The organism is Enterobacter sp. 01-M-02-SI-ECC (assembly GCF_047530595.1).
GTDB lineage: Bacteria > Pseudomonadota > Gammaproteobacteria > Enterobacterales > Enterobacteriaceae > Enterobacter > Enterobacter cloacae_M.
This window is the reverse complement of the sequence record NZ_JBLKCZ010000003.1, coordinates 277,815-299,029: the sequence shown is the minus strand read 5'-3', so window position 1 is coordinate 299,029 and position 21,215 is coordinate 277,815. Positions and strand designations below refer to the sequence as shown.

The 21,215-nt window shown below is 54.4% G+C and carries 17 protein-coding genes; 11 read left to right on the top strand and 6 right to left on the bottom strand.

What is annotated here, in order from left to right:
- The first annotated feature begins 23 nt into the window (after positions 1–23).
- Both speF and potE read left to right on the top strand, forming a co-directional pair.
- Positions 24–2,222 carry an ornithine decarboxylase SpeF gene (gene speF / locus ACMWLG_RS07085; RefSeq protein WP_045402185.1) on the top strand — a complete coding sequence of 733 codons (2,199 nt, stop codon included), beginning with the start codon at positions 24–26 and terminating at the stop codon, positions 2,220–2,222.
- Entirely contained in the window at positions 2,219–3,532 is a 1,314-nt protein-coding gene (potE, locus tag ACMWLG_RS07080) for a putrescine-ornithine antiporter (protein WP_045402182.1), read from the top strand. Before speF ends, potE begins: the two co-directional genes overlap by 4 nt.
- Positions 3,533–3,636: 104 nt before the next feature.
- On the opposite strand, the gene pgm is transcribed toward potE, so the two are convergent.
- A complete protein-coding gene (gene pgm / locus ACMWLG_RS07075) occupies positions 3,637–5,277 on the bottom strand; it encodes a phosphoglucomutase (alpha-D-glucose-1,6-bisphosphate-dependent) (protein WP_045356603.1) in 1,641 nt (546 codons plus the stop codon).
- Between the two features lie 24 nt (positions 5,278–5,301).
- A complete protein-coding gene (gene seqA, locus ACMWLG_RS07070; protein ID WP_045402178.1) occupies positions 5,302–5,850 on the bottom strand; it encodes a replication initiation negative regulator SeqA in 549 nt (182 codons plus the stop codon).
- 183 nt (positions 5,851–6,033) lie between these two features.
- Here seqA and ybfF point away from each other — a divergent pair, with 183 nt between their 5' ends.
- The 4 genes from ybfF (at position 6,034) to fur (ending at position 8,646) form a co-directional block, all read left to right on the top strand.
- Positions 6,034–6,807, top strand: coding sequence for an esterase (gene ybfF, locus ACMWLG_RS07065; RefSeq protein WP_045402175.1), 774 nt, complete (start codon positions 6,034–6,036; stop codon positions 6,805–6,807).
- A gap of 128 nt (positions 6,808–6,935) precedes the next feature.
- Positions 6,936–7,223 (top strand): LexA regulated protein, encoded by a 288-nt coding sequence (gene ybfE, locus ACMWLG_RS07060; protein WP_023310772.1) that lies wholly within the window; start codon positions 6,936–6,938, stop codon positions 7,221–7,223.
- Between the two features lie 155 nt (positions 7,224–7,378).
- A complete protein-coding gene (gene fldA / locus ACMWLG_RS07055) occupies positions 7,379–7,909 on the top strand; it encodes a flavodoxin FldA (RefSeq protein WP_008501067.1) in 531 nt (176 codons plus the stop codon).
- Positions 7,910–8,199: 290 nt separating this feature from the next.
- Entirely contained in the window at positions 8,200–8,646 is a 447-nt protein-coding gene (gene fur / locus ACMWLG_RS07050) for a ferric iron uptake transcriptional regulator (protein WP_023310771.1), read from the top strand.
- Positions 8,647–8,787: 141 nt separating this feature from the next.
- Here the strand turns inward: fur and chiQ are convergent, their stop codons facing one another.
- The 4 genes from chiQ to nagE all read right to left on the bottom strand — a co-directional run bounded on the left by chiQ (position 8,788) and on the right by nagE (position 14,864).
- Positions 8,788–9,114, bottom strand: a complete 327-nt coding sequence (gene chiQ / locus ACMWLG_RS07045) for a ChiQ/YbfN family lipoprotein (RefSeq protein WP_032668313.1) — start codon at positions 9,112–9,114, stop codon at positions 8,788–8,790.
- Positions 9,115–9,161: 47 nt separating this feature from the next.
- Complete coding sequence (gene chiP / locus ACMWLG_RS07040) at positions 9,162–10,559, bottom strand: chitoporin ChiP (RefSeq protein WP_023310769.1); 1,398 nt, start codon at positions 10,557–10,559, stop codon at positions 9,162–9,164.
- 446 nt (positions 10,560–11,005) lie between these two features.
- Positions 11,006–12,673 carry a glutamine--tRNA ligase gene (gene glnS, locus ACMWLG_RS07035; RefSeq protein WP_029740147.1) on the bottom strand — a complete coding sequence of 556 codons (1,668 nt, stop codon included), beginning with the start codon at positions 12,671–12,673 and terminating at the stop codon, positions 11,006–11,008.
- 169 nt (positions 12,674–12,842) lie between these two features.
- Positions 12,843–14,864: an N-acetylglucosamine-specific PTS transporter subunit IIBC gene (nagE, locus tag ACMWLG_RS07030; protein WP_047633829.1), complete on the bottom strand. Its 2,022-nt coding sequence runs from the start codon at positions 14,862–14,864 to the stop codon at positions 12,843–12,845.
- A gap of 328 nt (positions 14,865–15,192) precedes the next feature.
- Here nagE and nagB point away from each other — a divergent pair, with 328 nt between their 5' ends.
- From nagB to asnB, 5 genes are all read left to right on the top strand, one after another.
- The gene (gene nagB / locus ACMWLG_RS07025) at positions 15,193–15,993 is read left to right on the top strand and encodes a glucosamine-6-phosphate deaminase (RefSeq protein WP_023310765.1); all 801 of its coding nucleotides are present in this window, start codon (positions 15,193–15,195) and stop codon (positions 15,991–15,993) included.
- Positions 15,994–16,049: 56 nt separating this feature from the next.
- Complete coding sequence (gene nagA / locus ACMWLG_RS07020; protein WP_045402169.1) at positions 16,050–17,198, top strand: N-acetylglucosamine-6-phosphate deacetylase; 1,149 nt, start codon at positions 16,050–16,052, stop codon at positions 17,196–17,198.
- 8 nt (positions 17,199–17,206) lie between these two features.
- Complete coding sequence (nagC, locus tag ACMWLG_RS07015) at positions 17,207–18,427, top strand: DNA-binding transcriptional regulator NagC (RefSeq protein WP_021242995.1); 1,221 nt, start codon at positions 17,207–17,209, stop codon at positions 18,425–18,427.
- Between the two features lie 45 nt (positions 18,428–18,472).
- The gene (gene nagD / locus ACMWLG_RS07010) at positions 18,473–19,225 is read left to right on the top strand and encodes a ribonucleotide monophosphatase NagD (protein ID WP_023310763.1); all 753 of its coding nucleotides are present in this window, start codon (positions 18,473–18,475) and stop codon (positions 19,223–19,225) included.
- 249 nt (positions 19,226–19,474) lie between these two features.
- Positions 19,475–21,139 carry an asparagine synthase B gene (gene asnB, locus ACMWLG_RS07005; protein WP_045402165.1) on the top strand — a complete coding sequence of 555 codons (1,665 nt, stop codon included), beginning with the start codon at positions 19,475–19,477 and terminating at the stop codon, positions 21,137–21,139.
- The last annotated feature ends 76 nt before the right edge of the window (positions 21,140–21,215 follow it).

The window sequence follows — 21,215 nt, the reverse complement described above, 5'->3', positions numbered from 1 at the left end:
TTACCTAAAATAAAGAGAGAAAGATGAAAAGTTTAAAAATCGCAGCCAGTCGTGCATGTCCGGATTGCTTTACTACCCAGCGTGAACTGGTAGATGTCCGTGCCTCTGATTATATTGATGTTGCCGCCATTGTTCTGGCGGTCACGGATATTGCCAGCGGTATCCTGGACGAAATAGAAGCCACCGGTTTTGGCATTCCTGTTTTTGTCGCGACGCACAAAGAGGAATTCATTCCGGCAGACTATTTATCGCGCATTCATGGCGTATTTGAGTATTCAGACACCAGCAACGACTTTTATGGACGCCAGCTGGAAGCGGCAGCCCAAAAGTATGAAACCCAGCTGCGCCCGCCGTTTTTCCGCGCCCTGGTCGACTACGTGAAGCAGGGCAACAGTGCGTTCGACTGCCCGGGCCATCAGGGCGGCCAGTTCTTCCGCCGCCATCCTGCCGGCAATCAGTTTGTGGATTTCTTTGGCGAGACGCTTTTCCGCTCCGACCTGTGCAACGCCGACGTGGCGATGGGGGATCTGCTGATCCACGAAGGCGCGCCATGCATCGCCCAGCAGCATGCGGCAAAAGTCTTTAATGCCGATAAGACCTACTTCGTGCTGAATGGCACCTCGTCATCCAACAAAGTGGTGCTTAACGCCCTGCTCACCCCGGGCGACCTGGTGCTGTTTGACCGTAACAACCACAAATCTAACCATCACGGTGCCCTCCTCCAGGCCGGTGCAACGCCGGTCTATCTGGAAACCGCGCGCAACCCGTACGGCTTTATTGGCGGCATTGACGCCCACTGCTTTGAAGAAAGTTATCTGCGCGAGCTGGTGGCGGAGGTGGCGCCGAGCCGTGCACGCGATGCGCGTCCGTTCCGCCTGGCGGTGATCCAGCTGGGTACCTACGATGGCACTATCTATAACGCCCGTCAGGTGGTGGATAAGATTGGGCATCTGTGTGATTACATCCTGTTTGACTCCGCCTGGGTGGGTTACGAGCAGTTTATCCCGATGATGGCCGACTGCTCTCCGCTGCTGCTGGAGCTGAACGAAAACGACCCGGGGATTTTGGTTACCCAGTCCGTGCATAAACAGCAGGCGGGCTTCTCCCAGACCTCGCAAATCCACAAGAAAGATAGCCACATCAAAGGACAGCAGCGCTATGTCCCGCACAAGCGGCTGAATAATGCCTTTATGATGCACGCCTCCACCAGCCCGTTTTATCCGCTGTTCGCTGCGCTGGACATTAACGCCCGTATGCATGAAGGCCAGAGCGGCCGCAACATGTGGATGGACTGCGTGGTGAACGGTATTGAAGCGCGTAAGCTAATCCTGGAGAACTGCCGGTATCTGCGCCCCTTCGTGCCGGAGACGGTGGATGGCCGTCCGTGGGAAAGCTGGGACACGGCGGAAATTGCGACCGATCTGCGCTTCTTCCACTTCGTACCGGGTGAAAACTGGCACGCCTTTGAAGGCTACGCCGAGCATCAGTATTTTATCGACCCGTGCAAGCTCCTGCTAACCACGCCGGGCATTAACGCCCGCACCGGGGAGTATGACGACTTCGGCGTGCCCGCCACTATCCTTGCCAACTTCCTGCGTGAAAACGGCATCGTGCCGGAAAAATGCGATCTCAACTCGATCCTGTTCCTGCTCACGCCTGCGGAAGATATGGGCAAACTGCAACAGCTGGTGGCGCAGCTGGTGCGCTTCGAAAAACTGCTCGAGAGCGATGTTCCGCTGAAAGACGTCCTGCCTTCTCTCTACAAACAACATCCGGAACGTTACGCGGATTACACCCTGCGCCAGATCTGCCAGGAGATGCATGACCTGTACGCCCGCCACAACGTGAAACAGCTGCAGAAAGAGATGTTCCGCAAGTCTCACTTCCCGCGCGTGATGATGAACCCGCAGGACGCGAACTACGCCTATCTGCGCGGTGAGGTTGAACTGGTCTCCCTGCGCGACGCGGAAGGCCGCATCGCCGCCGAAGGCGCGCTCCCTTATCCACCGGGGGTATTGTGCGTGGTTCCAGGGGAAGTCTGGGGCGGTTCCGTGCTGCGCTACTTTGCCGCGCTGGAAGAAGGCATCAACCTTCTGCCGGGCTTCGCGCCGGAGCTGCAGGGTGTGTACGTCGAGGAGTGTGAGGGTCGCAAACAGGTTCGCTGTAACGTCATCAAACAACCCGCCGCTCAGCCCGCGCTGCTGAAAGGAGAGAAATTATGAGTAAGTCCAATAAGATGGGCGTGGTGCAGCTGACCATCCTCGCCATGGTGAACATGATGGGCTCCGGGATTATCATGCTGCCCACCAAACTGGCAGAGGTGGGTACCATCTCTATCATCTCCTGGCTGGTGACGGCAGTCGGTTCAATGGCGCTGGCGTGGGCGTTCGCCAAGTGCGGGATGTTCAGCCGTAAGTCAGGCGGCATGGGCGGCTACGCCGAATACGCCTTTGGCAAGTCGGGTAACTTTATGGCCAACTACACCTACGGCGTGTCGCTGCTGATCGCCAACGTGGCGATTGCCATCTCCGCCGTGGGCTACGGTACGGAGCTGTTTGGCGCGACGCTCAGTCCTGTGCAAATTGGGCTGGCGACCATTGGGGTGCTGTGGATCTGTACCGTGGCTAACTTTGGCGGCGCGCGTATCACCGGACAGCTATCCAGTATCACCGTCTGGGGCGTGATTATCCCGGTTGTCGGCCTGTGCATCATCGGCTGGTTCTGGTTTAGCCCGACGCTCTACGCCAACTCCTGGAACCCGCACCATGTGCCGTTCTTTACCGCGGTCGGCTCTTCTATCGCCATGACGCTCTGGGCCTTCCTGGGTCTGGAATCCGCCTGCGCGAACGCGGAAGTGGTAGAGAATCCTGAAAAGAACGTGCCGATTGCGGTCCTCGGCGGCACGCTGGGCGCGGCGGTGATCTATATCGTCTCGACTAACGTGATTGCCGGGATTGTGCCAAACATGGATCTGGCAAACTCTACGGCGCCGTTTGGGCTGGCCTTCGCGCAGATGTTCACGCCGGAAGTCGGGAAGGTGATTATGGGTCTGATGGTGATGTCCTGCTGCGGCTCGCTGCTCGGCTGGCAGTTCACCATCGCTCAGGTGTTTAAATCCTCGGCTGATGAAGGTTACTTCCCAAAAATCTTCTCCCGCGTGACCAAAGCGGATGCGCCGGTGCAGGGCATGCTGGCGATTGTCATCTTCCAGAGTGGATTGTCGCTGATGACTATTAGCCCGTCGCTGAACAGCCAGTTCAACGTGCTGGTCAACCTGGCGGTGGTGACGAACATCATTCCGTATATTCTGTCGATGGCAGCGCTGGTGATCATCCAGAAGGTGGCGAAGGTGGATCCCCGCAAAGCGCGTGCGGCCAATATCGTGGCGCTGATTGGGGCAATCTACAGCTTCTATGCGCTCTACTCATCCGGCCAGGAAGCGATGCTCTACGGGGCAATGGTGACCTTTATGGGCTGGACGCTGTACGGTCTGGTGTCACCGCGGTTTGAATTGAAGAACAAGCACAGTTAAGTAAAAGCAAAACGGCAACCCATGGGTTGCCGTTTTTAGTGTTTTCTCCCTCTCCCTATGGGAGAGGGCCGGGGTGAGGGCATCAGCCCGCACTCGAACATCACTTACGCGTTTTTCAGCACTTCGCTGACAATCTCTACCGCTTCTTTCTCAATCTGCTGACGGTGCTCAGCGCCGAGGAAGCTTTCGCAATAGATTTTGTACGCATCTTCCGTACCGGACGGACGCGCGGCGAACCAGCCGTTCTCGGTCATCACTTTCAGACCACCAATGGATGCGCCGTTGCCCGGTGCCGCCGTCAGACGAGCAGTGATCGGATCGCCCGCCAGGGTGCTTGCGCTGACCATCTCAGGAGAGAGTTTGGACAGAGCCGCTTTCTGGGCTGACGTCGCGCCAGCCTGAATACGGTTATAGCTTGGTGCACCAAAGCGTGCCGCCAGGTCGTTGTAGTGTTCCTGCGGGTTCTTACCGGTGACAGCGGTGATTTCCGCCGCCAGCAGGCACATGATGATGCCGTCTTTATCGGTTGACCATGGCGTGCCGTCGAAACGCAGGAAAGATGCGCCCGCGCTCTCTTCACCGCCGAAGCCGAAGCTGCCGTCGTGCAGACCGTCAACGAACCATTTGAAGCCCACCGGCACTTCCACCAGCTTGCGGCCCAGCGCCTCCACCACGCGGTCGATCATCGCGGAGGAAACCAGCGTTTTACCGACGGCCACCTCTTTGCCCCACTGCGGGCGGTGCTGGAACAGATAGTTAATTGCAACAGCCAGATAGTGGTTCGGGTTCATCAGCCCGGCAGGGGTGACGATACCGTGACGGTCATAATCCGGGTCGTTAGCAAACGCCAGATCGAATTTATCACGCAGCGCCAGCAGGCCCGCCATCGCGCACTCGGAGGAGCAGTCCATACGGATCGCGCCGTCTTTGTCCAGGTGCATAAAGCGGAAGGTCTGATCGACGTGATCGTTCACGATGGTCAGATCCAGCTTGTAATGCTCGGCGATACGTTTCCAGTATTCGATACCGGAGCCGCCCAGCGGATCCACGCCCAGCTTCAGCCCGGCTTTCTGGATGGCCGCCATATCGACGATATCCGCCAGCCCTTCCACGAACGGCTGAACCAGATCCTGCTCTTTCACGTGACCGGACGCCATGGCCGCATCCAGAGAAATGCGCTTCACGCCTTTCAGACCGTCAGCCAGCAGCGCGTTCGCACGATCTTCCACCACTTTGGTGACGTTAGTGTCGGCCGGGCCGCCGTTAGGCGGGTTGTATTTGATACCACCGTCTTCCGGCGGGTTGTGGGATGGCGTGATAACGATACCGTCCGCCAGCGCGCCACCTTTTTTGTTATGCACCAGGATGGCGTTAGAGACCGCAGGGGTTGGGGTGAAGCCATTGTTCTCCTGAACAATCACGTCGACGCCGTTTGCCGCCAGCACTTCCACAACAGAGATGAACGCCGGTTCAGACAAGGCATGGGTATCTTTCCCCACGTAGCACGGACCGGTAACGCCATTTTTAGCGCGCTCTTCCGCAATGGCCTGAGCAATGGCCAGAATGTGCGGTTCGTTAAAGCTGTGGCGCGCCGCGCTGCCGCGGTGACCGGATGTACCAAACTTCACTGCGTGTTCTGCGTTGCCCACGACCGGTTTCAGCACATAATACTGCGCGGTCAGCTGAGCGACGTTAATCAAATCGCTTTGTTGTGCAGGTTGGCCTGCACGGCTGTGATTTGCCATTACCGGGTCCTTCTGATGCAAGGGTTAAATTGTACCGCAAACCTTTTCAATCAATTCCGCCGGGAACTGCATGGACTGCATGATGTGTTCAATCATGCTGCACTTGCGGCCCGTATTGGTATTGGTGATCACCCAGTACGGGGTGCCAGGAACATGTTTGGGTTTGGTTTGATTGCCATTTTGCAGCAGCGTCTGCTCGTCGCCTGCGAAATAGACGCGAGTACGGCCGTGAAGCGACTCGGTCGCTTCAGCAAACGCTTTGTTATCCAGTGAGTAAAGTGTAGACAGCACCAGCATAAAGCGGTTAACGGCCTTTTTCTGCTCCGCGTATTCATCGGAGAGCAGCAGCTCGCGCATCGCGCGCACTTTATCTTTTGCCGGCGTCACGGCAGGTTTTGTTTGTGCAACAACGCTCGGCTGAGACACGACATCTTTGATGACTGGGGTAGCAGGCTGTGAAGCGGCGGAAATTTTAAGCATGCGCCGTAAAATGTCGGACGCGCTCTCCCCGATATGCCGCGTCTGGCTGGCAATATACTGATAGAGTTCGTCATCAACTTCGATTGTTTTCATCTTAATCCAGTGCGATATCTTATCTGAATACAAGTCATTGGGATTATAAGGTCAAATCCCAACAGCGGATAGCGTCAAACCAGGTTGGCAGCAAAAGTCAGATTAAACTGGAACCTTGCAGCCGGGCGGCAGAATGGTCAACATAATACCCTAACCTGACATACGTAAAAAAAGAACTTTGCCATGAAATTGAATACCCGAGCGCAAACTGCACAATCGCCGAACAATAATTCTCCCATCGTACTGGTTCACGGGCTTTTTGGTAGTCTGGATAACCTGGGCGTGCTGGCGCGCGATCTGGTTACCGACCACGATATTTTACAGGTCGATATGCGCAATCATGGTCTTTCCGGGCGTTCCAACGAGATGACCTACGCGGCGATGGCGCAGGATCTGCTGGATACGCTGGATGCCCACGACCTGCAAAAGGTGACCCTCATCGGGCATTCAATGGGTGGCAAAGCGGTGATGGCCCTGACGGCACTGGCCCCGGACCGTATTAGCGGCCTGGTGGTGATTGACGTCGCGCCCGTGGATTATGACGTTCGCCGTCACGACGAGATTTTTGCCGCCATTAATGCGGTCACAGAAGCGGGTGTCGCGACGCGCCAACAGGCGGCTGCCGTCATGCGTGAGCATCTTAATGAAGAAGGCGTCGTTCAGTTCCTGCTGAAGTCGTTTGTTGACGGGCAATGGCGTTTTAACGTGCCGGTGCTCTGGGACCAGTACAATAACATCGTCGGCTGGGAAACCGTCCCCGCCTGGCCATACCCTACTCTCTTTATTCGCGGCGGCAACTCGCCTTACGTTACCGACGCGTACCGCGACACGCTGCTGGCCCAATTCCCGCAGGCTCGCGCCCACGTGATTGCCGGTGCAGGGCACTGGGTGCATGCGGAAAAACCGGATGCTGTGCTGCGCGCCATTCGCCGCTATCTCGCTGATACTGCAAATTGATTAAAAAGAAAGCGACTGGAAGGCTGCGGGCTTCCAGTCGTTGGCGTGCCGTTTTTGGTGATGTATGATGGCGCGCTTATCGCCCGGGCATTAGCAGGGCGGCGTGTTTCCCCCGAAGTCTCAGAATCATGGCCAAAGAACAAACGGACCGTACGACACTAGATCTGTTCGCGAATGAGCGTCGCCCGGGACGACCCAAGACGAATCCGCTTTCGCGCGATGAACAGCTGCGTATCAATAAACGCAACCAGCTTAAACGCGATAAAAATCGTGGGCTTAAGCGTGTCGAACTGAAGCTCAACGCCGACGCGGTCGATGCACTTAATGAGCTGGCCGAGGCCCGAAATATCAGCCGTAGCGAGCTCATTGAAGAGATGCTGATCGCCCAGCTTGAGACGTTGCGCGGCCAGGCATAAGTCTGAAAATTCCCTTAATTACCCTTTTCATGTAGCACAGAGTGCAGTCCTGCGCGATAGCTGTTTCCGCAGGGTTGCCAGTTCTGCTATTATTGCCCTTATCCGTGGCCAAATTGCGCCACCATACTATTAAGTTTCAAGAGGTTATTTTACTCATGGCAATCATCGGCATTTTCTTTGGCAGTGATACCGGCAATACCGAAAATATCGCGAAAAACATTCAAAAACAGCTCGGTAAAGACGTTGCTGATGTGCATGACATCGCCAAGAGCAGCAAAGAAGATCTGGAAGGCTATGACATTCTGCTGCTGGGTATCCCAACCTGGTACTACGGTGAAGCCCAGTGCGACTGGGATGATTTCTTCCCGACGCTGGAAGAAGTGGACTTCAACGGTAAGCTGGTCGCCCTGTTTGGCTGTGGCGATCAGGAAGACTACGCCGAATACTTCTGTGACGCGCTGGGCACCATCCGCGATATCATTGAGCCGAACGGCGCGGTTATCGTAGGCCACTGGCCGACCGCCGGTTACCACTTCGAAGCGTCTAAAGGCCTGGCCGATGACGATCATTTCGTGGGTCTGGCCATCGACGAAGACCGTCAGCCAGAGCTGACCGCAGAGCGTGTTGAGAAGTGGGTTAAGCAGATCCGTGAGGAACTGCACCTGGACGATATTCTGAACGCCTGATTTTATCGCGGCGCAGCGGCGGCTGCGCCCGTGCTCCAGGTCAAACCGATTAAATTAATCGCTACAATCTTTTAACTTTTTCGCCCAGACCTGTACAATGTCTCCCTGATAAAACGTGGTTTTCCATTGAGCAAGTTTGTTGGTGATACCACGTTTTTATAAGCATATTTTGCCTGAGACTTGCAGTTTTCATTTAGCCATGGCAGTTCTATAATGAGACGCATTATCCCGGGTGCATTTTCTGTCACTTCCTACAGAAGTGAATCGTTTAGCAACAGGACAGATTCCGCATGACTGACAACAATACCGCATTAAAGAAGGCTGGCCTGAAAGTTACGCTTCCTCGGTTAAAAATCCTTGAAGTGCTTCAGGGTCCAGACAATCACCATGTCAGTGCGGAAGACCTCTATAAACGTCTTATCGACATGGGTGAAGAGATCGGGCTGGCTACCGTCTATCGCGTGCTGAACCAGTTTGATGACGCGGGCATTGTTACCCGTCATAATTTCGAAGGCGGTAAATCTGTTTTCGAACTGACCCAGCAGCAGCACCACGATCACCTGATCTGCCTCGATTGCGGCAAGGTCATTGAATTCAGCGATGATTCCATTGAATCACGCCAGCGTGAAATCGCGGCGCGTCATGGCATCCGCCTGACGAACCACAGCCTGTATCTTTATGGTCACTGCGCTGAAGGCGACTGCCGCGAAGACGACCACGCGCACGACGCGAAATAATCAGTATTCATACTCTGAGCCAGCCGCAAGGTTGGCTTTTTTTTTTGCCTGAAAAAGCCCGGTGGCGCTACGCTTACCGGGCCTACGGGCTATGACACCTATGTAGGCCCGGCAAGCGCAGCGCCACCGGGCGTAAAGCACTTATTTATTGTTATTGCGTATCTCGTTCCAGATCTTATCGCAACGCTTCGCCACTTCCTGATCGTTACCGGTTTTACGCGCCTGGATACAGGCCTGGTAATCCATCACGCGGACGTTCTCCTGCGTCGCGAACTGCTCATGCGCTTTCTCTTTCTTCAGCACGTTCAGCACGCTCTGACAGGCTTGAATTTTCTCCGGCGATCCTTCCGCAGTATTTATGCAGGCGCTATACGCCTCCTTCAGACGGGAGTCCTCTTTCGGCGCCTGATTCTGAGCACACGCCACCAGCCCTGATGCCAGCAACGCGACGATAACGATTTTTTTCATCATGTGCAGTCTCCATACCGGCGGGACTCAGCCCGCCGGTGCGTTCATCAGAAGATGGTGAATGGGGCAATAACCATGAATTTCACGTCACGTTCATCCTGGAAGATGTTGCCGTAACCGCCCGCATAGCTCGGGATATCGGAGTGGTTGTCATACTGAGTGAAGTGCAGTTTGAACATCGTGCCTTTCGCGCGGCCATCCTGCAGGGTATAGATAGCATCGAGGCTGTAGGAAGACTCTTTCAGGCGATAGTTAGGATCGTAGTATGCGTCCGGCGTGGCCATATCGGCAGGTTTTGCGTCCCAGGCGTAAGCGTAAGAGGCACCCACGGCCCAGCCCGGCAGATTCCAGTTTTTCAGGTCATACATTGCGCCAAAGAAGACCGCTTTCTCACCGTCGGCGTTGAAGTCAGAGCGGTTATCCCACCAGATATCAAGACGACCGTTGGAGGAGGCGTAGGTCGGGGTCATACGCTGCAGGAAGTAGCCCTGCTGCCCTTCCGCCTTCACCCATGTGCCTTCCAGACGTAAATCAACCTGACCGACCTTGTAGCCGAAGGTTAACGCCTGCAGCCACGCGGTGCCGTCATAAATGTCGTTGACGCCACCGTTGCTGACCTTGTCGCGCGTACCGTAGAACTGGTAGCTGGTGCTCAGCGGGCTACCCGCGACATCGAATTTATAGCTGGCCTTGGCAAAATACTGATCGACATAGCCTTGTGCCTGACCGAATGCCGCTTCAAGCACCAGATCGTTTTTGAAGTCGTACTTCGCGCCCAGCGAGTGCAGGTAATCGACTTTGGTTTTTTTATCGTTCTGGTAGAACTTGTCCATTTCAATGTGCCACGGCGCTTTGTACTCGTTGGTCCACATATAGGAGAAGCTCAACGCCCCCGCATCACCGTAGTCAAAATTCGCCCCGGCTTCCGCACCCTGATAGGTACCCGGCATAAAGCTCCAGTGCGGCGCTAACAGAGTCTGACCGGTTGGCTGAATATAACCCCCGCGCGCCCAAACCGGACCGTATTTAAATTTTGCAGCGGCTTTATAAAGGCTGATACCGCTCTTATCCCCGGACCAGTCTTCTTTATAGGCTTTGTTGCTGGAGGAGAAGGCAATTTCGTTCGGGTGGGCGCTGTCACCGTTTTCCGCCATTTCAATCGCGGTAAACGCAGCAATATCCAGACCGAACATATCCGCGGCATAGCCTGACTGGAAGTCCAGGTTGGCGTTCCAGGTGGAGTGAGAAAGGTTGGTTTTGTATTTGTCTTCGGTGACGTCTTTACGGTCACGTTCACGCTGCCAGTAATAAATACCGCCCGTGAGGGTAGAATCGTCGATGAAGCCTGCCGCTTTCGCCTCTGGTGTCACCACCAGGCCCGACATTGCTGTCACACCGGCAATAGCCAGCGCCAGCGCACTACGTTTGCCACTGAACGTACGCATAGATTATTCCTCTTTGACGAATTAAAACGCCTGAAGCGGCGTAAATAAAAAAGACCAAATGGTCAGGGGTAGTTTTAAATACCCTCGAATTAACTACCGTCTTTAGGTTATTTTTCGCGACGCGAATTATCAATGCTTTTTAGCGGGCAAAAGTCAGGATTATGACGAAGTGCACATAATTGGTAGTGATTTGTAACATTTGCAGAGAGGCGAGCAATGGCGGGGAATTATCAGGTATTTCAGTGGCTAGACGTGGATTATCTTTCCTTTTTTATCACCTTTTTGTTTTTCGTAATGACACAAACTTTTTTTAAAAAAATAAGTAGCACCTCATTGACCTGATATTTTTATCACACCTTTTTAGGCCCTGTCTTAATACCCTGATCGTTAAATAAAAAAACGCCGCATGGTGCGGCGTTTGTCTCTCATTGACCAGACCAGCAATATTATTCGCCGATCTTCGTCCAGGTATCACGCAGACCTACGGTACGGTTGAATACCGGTTTTTCTGCCGTGCTGTAACGGCTGTCCAGGCAGAAGTAACCTTCACGTTCGAACTGGAACGCTTTGCCCGCTTCAGCGGCTTTCAGAGAAGGCTCCGCATAACCCTGCTTGATCACCAGAGATTCCGGGTTGATGGTCGCCAGGAAATCTTCCGCAGCACCTGGGTTAGGCACGCTAAACAGACGATCGTACAGACGGATTTCTACCGGCAGCGCGTGGGAAGCGCTCACCCAGTGAATCACGCCTTTCACCTTGCGGCCATCCGCCGGATCTTTGCTCAGCGTTTCAGCGTCATATGAACAGAAGATGGTGGTGATATTCCCTTCTGCATCTTTCTCTACGCGCTCGGCTTTGATGACGTAGGCGTTACGCAGACGCACTTCTTTACCCAGCACCAGACGCTTGTACTGCTTGTTGGCTTCTTCGCGGAAGTCAGCGCGGTCAATCCAGATGTCACCGCTGAACGGCACGTCACGGCTACCCATTTCCGGTTTGTTCGGATGGTTAGGCATGGAGACCAGCTCGCTTTCACCCTGCGGATAGTTTTCGATAACCAGTTTCACCGGGTCGATAACCGCCATCGCGCGCGGAGCGTTTTCGTTGAGATCTTCGCGAATGCAGGATTCCAGGGAGGCCATCTCGATGGTGTTATCCTGCTTAGTCACGCCGATACGTTTGCAGAACTCACGAATAGAGGCGGCAGTGTAACCACGACGACGCAGACCCGAGATGGTTGGCATACGCGGATCGTCCCAGCCCTCAACGTGCTTGTCGGTCACCAGCAGGTTCAGCTTACGCTTGGACATCACGGTGTATTCCAGATTCAGACGAGAGAACTCGTACTGGCGCGGATGCACAGGAATGGTGATGTTATCCAGAACCCAGTCGTACAGACGACGGTTGTCCTGAAACTCCAGCGTACACAAAGAGTGCGTAATGCCTTCCAGCGCATCGCTGATGCAGTGGGTAAAGTCGTACATCGGGTAGATGCACCACTTGTTGCCGGTCTGGTGGTGTTCCGCAAACTTAATGCGGTACAGCACCGGATCGCGCATCACGATGAACGGAGACGCCATGTCGATTTTGGCACGCAGGCACGCTTTGCCTTCTTCGAAGCCGCCAGCACGCATTTTTTCAAACAGCGCCAGGTTCTCTTCCACGCTGCGATCGCGGAACGGGCTGTTTTTGCCCGGCGCGGTCAGCGTACCGCGATATTCACGGATTTCATCAGCAGACAGTTCGTCAACATACGCCAGACCCTTGTTGATCAGTTCAACCGCGTAGGCGTACAGCTGATCAAAATAGTCAGAGGAGTAGCAGATATCGCCAGACCAGTTGAAGCCCAGCCATTGCACGTCATTCTTGATGGACTCAACGTATTCGATGTCTTCTTTTACTGGGTTGGTGTCATCGAAACGCAGGTTGCACTGTCCCTGGTAGTCTTGCGCAATGCCAAAGTTCAGGCAGATGGACTTCGCATGCCCGATATGCAGGTAGCCGTTCGGCTCCGGCGGGAAGCGGGTATGAACTGTGGTGTGCTTACCACTGGCCAGATCTTCATCGATGATCTGACGAATAAAGTTACTCGGGCGGGCTTCTGCCTCACTCATCGTGGATTCCTCAAAGCGTAAACAACGTATAACGGCATATGATCTTATAAGCCGGACGTAGTGACAACCCTTAAAACGTCTCTGAAGAAAATAATGGGGGCTTTTGCTGCAAAAAAAAGCGGCGGAGGATATCCCCCGCCGCTTAAGGCATGACTCTACTCAGGAGCGATTACTTGCCTTTAATCTCATACAGCGGCGTTTGCCCCGCAACAACCTGACCTTTCGCCTGAATGACCAGGCCACTGAAGTCGTCGATGTTGCTGCAAACGACCGGACTTATCATGGAGCGCGCGTTGGCGTTCAGGAAGTCCAGATCCATTTCCAGAATCGGCTGGCCTGCCACTACTTCTGCACCCTCTTCCACCAGGCGAGTAAAGCCCTGGCCGTTCAGCGCGACGGTATCGATACCCATGTGGACAACGATCTCCGCGCCATTTTCTGTTTCGAGGCAGAACGCGTGGTTGGTGTTGAAGATTTTCACGATGGTACCGGCGGCCGGAGACACAACGGTTTTGTCCGTTGGTTTCACCGCCACACCGTCACCAACCGCTTTGCTGGCGAAGGCTTCATCAGGCACCTGCTCAATCGCAACGACTTCACCGGTTACCGGTGAAACCAGCGCGGCTACCGTTTTCGCGTTCGGTACCGCCTGCGGTTTTGCAGCCGCTGGCGCGGCGGCAGGTGCGGCAGAAGCTTCTGCTGCGGCTACCGGACCGGTGGTTTTCATGGCATTAGCAATTTTCTCTGCCACGAAGCCAACGATAATCTGCACGCTGGTTTTGTTCAGGCGAATAACACCGGAAGCACCAAGACGTTTAGCCAGCGCTTCGTTCACCAGGGAAGAGTCTTTGACGTTCAGACGCAGACGAGTGATACAGGCGTCGATACCGGTCAGGTTGTCAGAACCCCCGACAGCGGCGATGTACTGACGCGCCAGGCCTGAAACGTCCTGATCCTGAGCACCGCTCACGTTCACATCCTGACCATCCGCTTCGCTACCGGCCACGGCCAGTTCACGACCCGGGGTCATCAGGTTGAATTTGGTGATAGTGAAACGGAACACCATGTAGTAGATCGCGAAGAACACCAGACCTTGCGGGATCAGCATCCACCAGTGGGTCGCCAGCGGGTTACGGGACGACAGCACCATATCCACCAGACCGGCGCTGAAGCCGAAACCGGCAATCCAGTGCATGCTGGCAGCGATGAACACGGAGATACCGGTCAGCACGGCGTGGATCACATACAGAACCGGCGCCACGAACATGAAGGAGAACTCCAGCGGCTCGGTGATACCGGTGAAGAAGGCCGCGAACGCCCCCGCCATCATGATACCCAGCACTTTCGCTTTGTTCTCTGGACGCGCGCAGTGGTAGATAGCCAGCGCAGCACCCGGCAGACCAAACATCATGATCGGGAAGAAGCCCGCCTGGTAACGACCGGTGATACCGACAACCGCTTTACCTGCTTCGATGGACTGTGCGCCACCCAGGAAGTTAGGGATATCGTTAATACCGGCAACGTCGAACCAGAATACGGAGTTCAGCGCGTGGTGCAGACCGACCGGGATCAGCAGACGGTTGAAGAACGCGTACACGCCCGCACCGACAGAACCCAGTTTCTGGATGTGCTCACCGAAGTTCACCAGGCCGTCGAAGATCATCGGCCAGACGTACATCATGATGAACGCGACAACGATCATCACAAACGAGGTCAGGATAGGAACCAGGCGGCGACCGCTAAAGAAGGAGAGCGCTTTCGGCAGCTCTACGCTGCTGAAGCGGTTATACAGTTCGGCGGAGATGATACCCACAAGGATACCGACAAACTGGTTGCTGATCTTACCGAACGCCGCCGGAACCTGGTCCGCCGGAATTTTTTGGATCATGGCCACCGCTGCAGGCGAGCAGAGGGTGGTTAACACGAGGAAACCGACAAAACCGGTCAGCGCAGCGGCACCGTCTTTGTCTTTGGACATACCGTAAGCCACACCAATCGCGAACAACACGGACATGTTGTCGATAATGGCGGAACCTGACTTGATAAAGAACGCCGCCAGCGCGCTGGTATTACCCCAGCCGTTGGGGTCGATCCAGTAGCCGACACCCATCAGGATGGCTGCGGCAGGCAGCGTGGCGACCGGCACCATAAGCGCGCGGCCAACCTTTTGTAAATAACCTAGAATACTCACTTTCTTCCCCCTATGAGACCCCGTTTAAGGCATGTTCTCAGCTCTGTTTTTTATTGTGTCACGAACTATAGATACAGTTGATGCTTCACTGGCATTGTGAGTGTGTGAAAAATTAATTCGTATCGCAAATTAAACGCGTACTTTTTGTGATTTTTGTCACCAAATATCGTTATTTACCCTCCCTTATACTGGCTAACAGCGAAAACTTATTTTATCATTCAAAAAATCAAGACGGATTGATCCGGCCTGAAAGTTTCCAGGTTACGCTTAAGTATCAGGTCCCGATAGCCATCCGCCCACTCTTCTACTTAAACTCTTGAGGTGAACAATGAGACTGATTCCCCTGGCAACTGCTGAACAAGTCGGTAAATGGGCCGCTCGCCATATCGTTAACCGTATTAACGCCTTTAAACCGACCGCAGATCGTCCTTTCGTTCTTGGACTTCCGACAGGCGGCACGCCGCTGACCGCCTATAAGGCGCTGGTTGAGATGCATAAAGCAGGCCAGGTTAGCTTCAAACATGTTGTAACCTTCAATATGGATGAATACGTTGGCTTACCGAAAGACCACCCGGAAAGCTACCATAGCTTTATGCATCGCAATTTCTTTGATCACGTTGATATTCCATCTGAAAATATTAACCTGCTGAATGGAAACGCGCCTGATATTGACGCAGAATGCCGTCAGTATGAAGAAAAAATCCGTTCTTACGGTAAGATCCACCTGTTCATGGGTGGCGTAGGCAATGATGGTCATATTGCGTTTAACGAACCGGCGTCATCTCTGGCTTCCCGCACCCGTATTAAAACGCTGACCCATGACACGCGCGTGGCAAACTCCCGCTTCTTTGACGGCGATGTTAACCAGGTTCCAAAATACGCCCTGACCGTAGGCGTAGGCACCCTGCTGGATGCCGAAGAAGTGATGATTCTGGTGCTGGGCGGCGTGAAAGCGCAAGCGCTCCAGGCTGCCGTTGAAGGCAACGTAAACCATATGTGGACCATCAGCTGCCTGCAGCTGCATCCGAAATCAGTCATCGTCTGTGACGAACCGTCCACGATGGAGCTGAAGGTTAAAACGCTGAAATACTTCAACGAGTTAGAAGCTGAGAATATCAAAGGTCTGTAATTGAATAACCGCCTCTTCATCAAGAGGCGGCCGCTTTTTTTTAACCGGGGGTCGTTATGTACGCTTTAACCCACGGTCGGATTTATACCGGCCATGAAATTCTGGATGACCATGCGATTGTTATCGCTGATGGCCTGATTGAACGTGTTTGCCCGCTGGCAGAACTGCCGCCGGAGATTGAACAGCGCTCACTCAATGGAGCAGTAATCTCCCCCGGTTTCATCGACGTACAGCTCAACGGCTGCGGCGGTGTGCAATTCAATGACACCGCGGATGCGGTGACGGTCGAAACGCTGGAGATCATGCAGAAAGCCAACGAGAAATCGGGCTGCACCAGCTATTTGCCAACGCTCATCACCAGCAGTGATGACCTCATGAAGCAGGGTATCCGCGTGATGCGCGAATACCTGGCCAAACACCCTAACCAGGCGCTGGGTCTGCACCTTGAAGGGCCATGGCTGAATATGGTCAAGAAAGGAACGCATAACCCGAATTACGTGCGTAAACCTGATGCGGAACTGGTTGACTACATGTGTGCGAACGCCGATGTGATCGTCAAAGTGACGCTGGCGCCTGAAATGACGGGTACGGATGTCATCAGCAAACTGGCTGGTGCCGGGATTATCGTTTCAGCAGGTCACTCAAACGCGACGCTGAAAGAAGCAAAAGCCGGTTTCCGCGCGGGGATTACCTTCGCAACGCACCTATACAACGCCATGCCGTATATCACAGGCCGTGAACCGGGTCTGGTCGGGGCGATTCTGGATGAGCCAGACGTCTACTGCGGCATTATTGCTGACGGCATGCATGTCGATTACACCAACATCCGCAACGCTAAGCGGCTGAAAGGTGACAAGCTTTGTCTGGTGACGGATGCCACCGCACCGGCAGGTGCAAATATTGAGCAGTTCATTTTTGCCGGTAAAACAATATACTACCGCAATGGACTGTGTGTGGATGAAAACGGTACGCTGAGCGGTTCCTCTTTGACCATGATTGAAGGGGTGCGTAACCTGGTTGAACATTGCGGGATTGCGCTTGATGAAGTCCTGCGTATGGCAACCCTTTATCCGGCTCGCGCAATGGGCGTGGATAAACTGCTTGGCGGAATTGCACCAGGTATGGTTGCAAACCTGACGGCATTCACACACGATTATAAAATTATTAAGACCATCGTTAATGGTAACGAGGTCGTCACTGAGTAAGTAAAAGTATGACACCTGGCGGACAAGCTCAAATCGGTAATGTCGATCTCGTTAAACAACTTAACAGTGCGGCGGTATACCGCCTGATTGACCAGCACGGACCAATCTCGCGAATTCAGATAGCCGAACAAAGCCAGCTTGCTCCCGCCAGCGTGACAAAAATTACCCGCCAGCTCATTGAGCGCGGTCTGATCAAAGAAGTCGATCAGCAGGCCTCCACCGGGGGCCGCCGCGCCATCTCCATTATCACCGAAACCCGCAATTTTCAGGCCATTGGCGTCCGTCTGGGCCGTCATGACACCACGCTTACGCTTTACGATCTGAGCAGTAAAGCCATTGCGGAAGAGCACTACCCTCTTCCGGAGCGTACCCAGGAGACGCTGGAGCATGCGCTGCTGAATACCATCGCGCAGTTTATTGAAAGCTGTCAGCGCAAGATCCGCGAACTCATCGCCATCTCCGTGATTCTGCCCGGCCTGGTCGACCCCGAAAGCGGAGTTATCCGCTATATGCCGCACATTCAGGTTGAAAACTGGGGGCTGGTCGACGCGCTGGAAAAGCGTTTTAAAGTGACCTGCTTTGTGGGCCACGACATTCGCTCGCTGGCGCTGGCAGAGCACTACTTTGGTGCGAGCCAGGACTGCGAAGACTCTATTCTGGTGCGCGTTCACCGCGGAACGGGCGCCGGTATTATCTCTAACGGCCGTATTTTTATTGGCCGCAACGGTAACGTCGGCGAGATTGGCCACATTCAGGTTGAGCCCCTCGGGGAGCGCTGCCACTGCGGCAACTTCGGCTGTCTTGAAACGATTGCCGCCAACACTGCCATTGAGCAGCGCGTTCGCCATCTCCTTGAACAGGGTTACCAAAGCCGCGTCACGCTGGACGATTGCAAAATTGGCACCATCTGCAAAGCCGCCAATAAGGGTGACGCGCTGGCCTGCGAAGTGATCGAGCAGGTAGGCCGTCATCTGGGGAAAACCATCGCCATCGCCATTAACCTGTTTAACCCACAAAAAGTGGTGATCGCCGGTGAAATTGTGGAGGCGGAAAAGGTGCTGCTCCCCGCCATTGAAGGCTGTATTAACACCCAGGCGCTGAAAGCATTCCGCCAGAACCTCCCGGTGGTTCGTTCAAAGCTTGACCATCGCTCGGCGATCGGCGCGTTCGCGCTGGTCAAACGCGCCATGCTCAACGGAATTCTGCTGCAGCATTTGCTGGAAAGTTGATCGGACCTTATAGTAACGCCTTCTTTTTTTGATGTCGGACTGTCCATGACCATTAAGAATGTAATTTGTGATATCGACGGCGTGCTGATGCACGACAACGTTGCCGTGCCGGGTGCTGCGGAGTTTCTACACCGCATCATCGACAAAGGAATGCCTCTGGTTCTGCTCACGAACTACCCTTCCCAAACCGGTCAGGATCTGGCTAACCGCTTTGCCACGGCGGGCGTCGACGTTCCGGACAGCGTGTTTTATACCTCGGCAATGGCCACGGCGGACTTTCTTAAGCGTCAGGAAGGGAAAAAAGCCTACGTGGTGGGTGAAGGTGCACTGATACACGAGCTGTACAAAGCTGGCTTTACCATCACTGACGTGAACCCGGACTTTGTGATTGTCGGCGAAACGCGCTCCTTTAACTGGGAGATGATGCATAAGGCAGCATACTTTGTCGCCAGCGGCGCGCGCTTTATCGCTACCAACCCGGATACGCACGGCCGTGGTTTTTATCCGGCCTGCGGCGCGCTGTGCGCCGGTATCGAAAAAATCTCAGGTCGTCAGCCGTTTGTGGTCGGTAAACCGAGCCCGTGGATCATTCGTGCCGCGCTCAACAAGATGCAGGCCCACTCTGAAGAAACCGTTATTGTCGGCGACAACCTGCGCACCGATATTCTGGCCGGATTTCAGGCGGGTCTGGAGACGATTCTGGTCCTCTCCGGCGTCTCTCAACTTGATGACATTGATTCGATGCCGTTCCGGCCAAGCTGGATTTACCCCTCCGTCGATGAAATCGACATCATCTGATACCGCACCACGCCACAGGGCGTGGTTTTTCATTTATAGCCTACACAAACAGAACACCATCTAACAAAAAACACGTTTTATTGCACAATCATCAATAAAAGAATCCATGACGTACTCTTTTTTCACTATTCCGCAATCACTATTGCACTATTTCCGTTTTCACCCGTAAAACGCTTGCGCGCCCTGCTCCTTTGCGGCATTTTCATAAGCAAGCAACATTACAAAGCAACAGGGTTAACGGAGAAGGTTATGTGTTCAATTTTTGGCGTACTGGATATTAAAACTGACGCGGGCGAACTGCGTAAAAAGGCACTCGAACTGTCCCGCCTGATGCGCCACCGCGGTCCGGACTGGTCAGGCGTTTACGCCAGTGACAAAGCGATTCTGGCTCACGAACGTCTGTCTATTGTTGACGTCAACGCCGGTGCACAGCCGCTGTATAACGAGAAAAAAACGCACGCGCTGGCTGTCAACGGTGAAATCTACAACCACCAGGTGCTGCGCGCCGAATACGGCGACCGCTACGCGTTCCAGACCGGTTCTGACTGTGAAGTGATCCTGGCGCTGTATCAGGAGAAAGGGCCCGAGTTCCTGGACGACCTGCAGGGCATGTTTGCCTTCGCCCTGTACGACAGCGAAAAAGACGCTTACCTCATTGGCCGTGACCATATCGGCATTATCCCGCTGTACATGGGCCACGATGAGCACGGCAACTTCTACGTCGCCTCTGAAATGAAAGCCCTGGTGCCGGTCTGCCGCACCATTAAAGAGTTCCCGGCGGGCAGCTATCTGTGGAGCAAAGACGGCGAAATCCGCTCCTATTACCAGCGCGACTGGTTCGACTATGATGCGGTGAAAGACAACGTCACGGACAAAGCCGAGCTGCGTCAGGCCCTGGAAGATTCCGTGAAAAGCCACCTGATGTCCGACGTGCCGTACGGCGTGCTGCTCTCCGGCGGTCTGGACTCCTCCGTGATCTCCGCGATCACCAAGAAATTCGCGGCCCGTCGCGTGGAAGATCAGGAGCGCTCAGAAGCCTGGTGGCCACAGCTGCACTCTTTTGCCGTTGGCCTGGAAGGGGCACCCGACCTGAAAGCCGCGCAGGAAGTGGCGAACCACCTCGGCACCGTGCACCATGAGATTCACTTCACCGTGCAGGAAGGTCTGGATGCGATCCGCGATGTGATCTATCACATTGAAACCTATGACGTGACCACCATCCGCGCCTCAACGCCGATGTACCTGATGTCGCGTAAGATCAAAGCGATGGGCATCAAGATGGTGCTCTCCGGTGAAGGGTCTGACGAAGTGTTTGGCGGCTACCTGTACTTCCACAAGGCGCCAAACGCCAAAGAGCTGCACGAAGAGACCGTGCGCAAGCTGCAGGCGCTGCACATGTTCGACTGTGCGCGTGCCAACAAAGCGATGTCGGCCTGGGGCGTGGAAGCGCGCGTGCCGTTCCTCGATAAGAAATTCCTCGACGTGGCGATGCGCATCAACCCGCAGGACAAGATGTGCGGCAACGGCAAAATGGAAAAACATATCCTGCGTGAATGTTTTGAATCCTACCTGCCGGCGAGCGTGGCATGGCGTCAGAAAGAGCAGTTCTCTGATGGCGTAGGCTATAGCTGGATCGACACCCTGAAAGAGGTCGCGGCGAAACAGGTTTCTGACCAACAGCTGGAAACCGCGAGCTTCCGCTTCCCGTACAACACGCCGGGCTCGAAAGAGGCCTATCTGTATCGTGAAATTTTTGAAGAGCTGTTCCCGGTACCGAGCGCCGCGGAGTGCGTACCGGGTGGCCCGTCCGTCGCCTGCTCTTCTGCCAAAGCGATTGAATGGGATGAATCTTTCAAATCCATGAACGATCCGTCAGGACGCGCGGTAGGCGTTCATCAGTCAGCCTACAAATAATCACTCAGATCGCAATCGGGCCCCTCAGGGGCCTGATTTTTTTGCCTCACATTTCACCGCCTAAATCTGATTAATA

What these genes read in the sequence shown, in the direction of transcription:
- fldA (WP_008501067.1), top strand. Translation starts at nt 7,379, where the DNA reads ATGGCAATCATCGGCATTTTCTTTGGCAGTGATACCGGCAATACCGAA.
- chiP (WP_023310769.1), bottom strand. Translation starts at nt 10,559, where the DNA reads ATGCGTACGTTCAGTGGCAAACGTAGTGCGCTGGCGCTGGCTATTGCC.
- fur (WP_023310771.1), top strand. Translation starts at nt 8,200, where the DNA reads ATGACTGACAACAATACCGCATTAAAGAAGGCTGGCCTGAAAGTTACG.
- nagB (WP_023310765.1), top strand. Translation starts at nt 15,193, where the DNA reads ATGAGACTGATTCCCCTGGCAACTGCTGAACAAGTCGGTAAATGGGCC.
- nagD (WP_023310763.1), top strand. Translation starts at nt 18,473, where the DNA reads ATGACCATTAAGAATGTAATTTGTGATATCGACGGCGTGCTGATGCAC.
- chiQ (WP_032668313.1), bottom strand. Translation starts at nt 9,114, where the DNA reads ATGAAAAAAATCGTTATCGTCGCGTTGCTGGCATCAGGGCTGGTGGCG.
- nagC (WP_021242995.1), top strand. Translation starts at nt 17,207, where the DNA reads ATGACACCTGGCGGACAAGCTCAAATCGGTAATGTCGATCTCGTTAAA.
- glnS (WP_029740147.1), bottom strand. Translation starts at nt 12,673, where the DNA reads ATGAGTGAGGCAGAAGCCCGCCCGAGTAACTTTATTCGTCAGATCATC.
- ybfE (WP_023310772.1), top strand. Translation starts at nt 6,936, where the DNA reads ATGGCCAAAGAACAAACGGACCGTACGACACTAGATCTGTTCGCGAAT.
- speF (WP_045402185.1), top strand. Translation starts at nt 24, where the DNA reads ATGAAAAGTTTAAAAATCGCAGCCAGTCGTGCATGTCCGGATTGCTTT.
- asnB (WP_045402165.1), top strand. Translation starts at nt 19,475, where the DNA reads ATGTGTTCAATTTTTGGCGTACTGGATATTAAAACTGACGCGGGCGAA.
- potE (WP_045402182.1), top strand. Translation starts at nt 2,219, where the DNA reads ATGAGTAAGTCCAATAAGATGGGCGTGGTGCAGCTGACCATCCTCGCC.
- ybfF (WP_045402175.1), top strand. Translation starts at nt 6,034, where the DNA reads ATGAAATTGAATACCCGAGCGCAAACTGCACAATCGCCGAACAATAAT.
- seqA (WP_045402178.1), bottom strand. Translation starts at nt 5,850, where the DNA reads ATGAAAACAATCGAAGTTGATGACGAACTCTATCAGTATATTGCCAGC.
- nagA (WP_045402169.1), top strand. Translation starts at nt 16,050, where the DNA reads ATGTACGCTTTAACCCACGGTCGGATTTATACCGGCCATGAAATTCTG.
- pgm (WP_045356603.1), bottom strand. Translation starts at nt 5,277, where the DNA reads ATGGCAAATCACAGCCGTGCAGGCCAACCTGCACAACAAAGCGATTTG.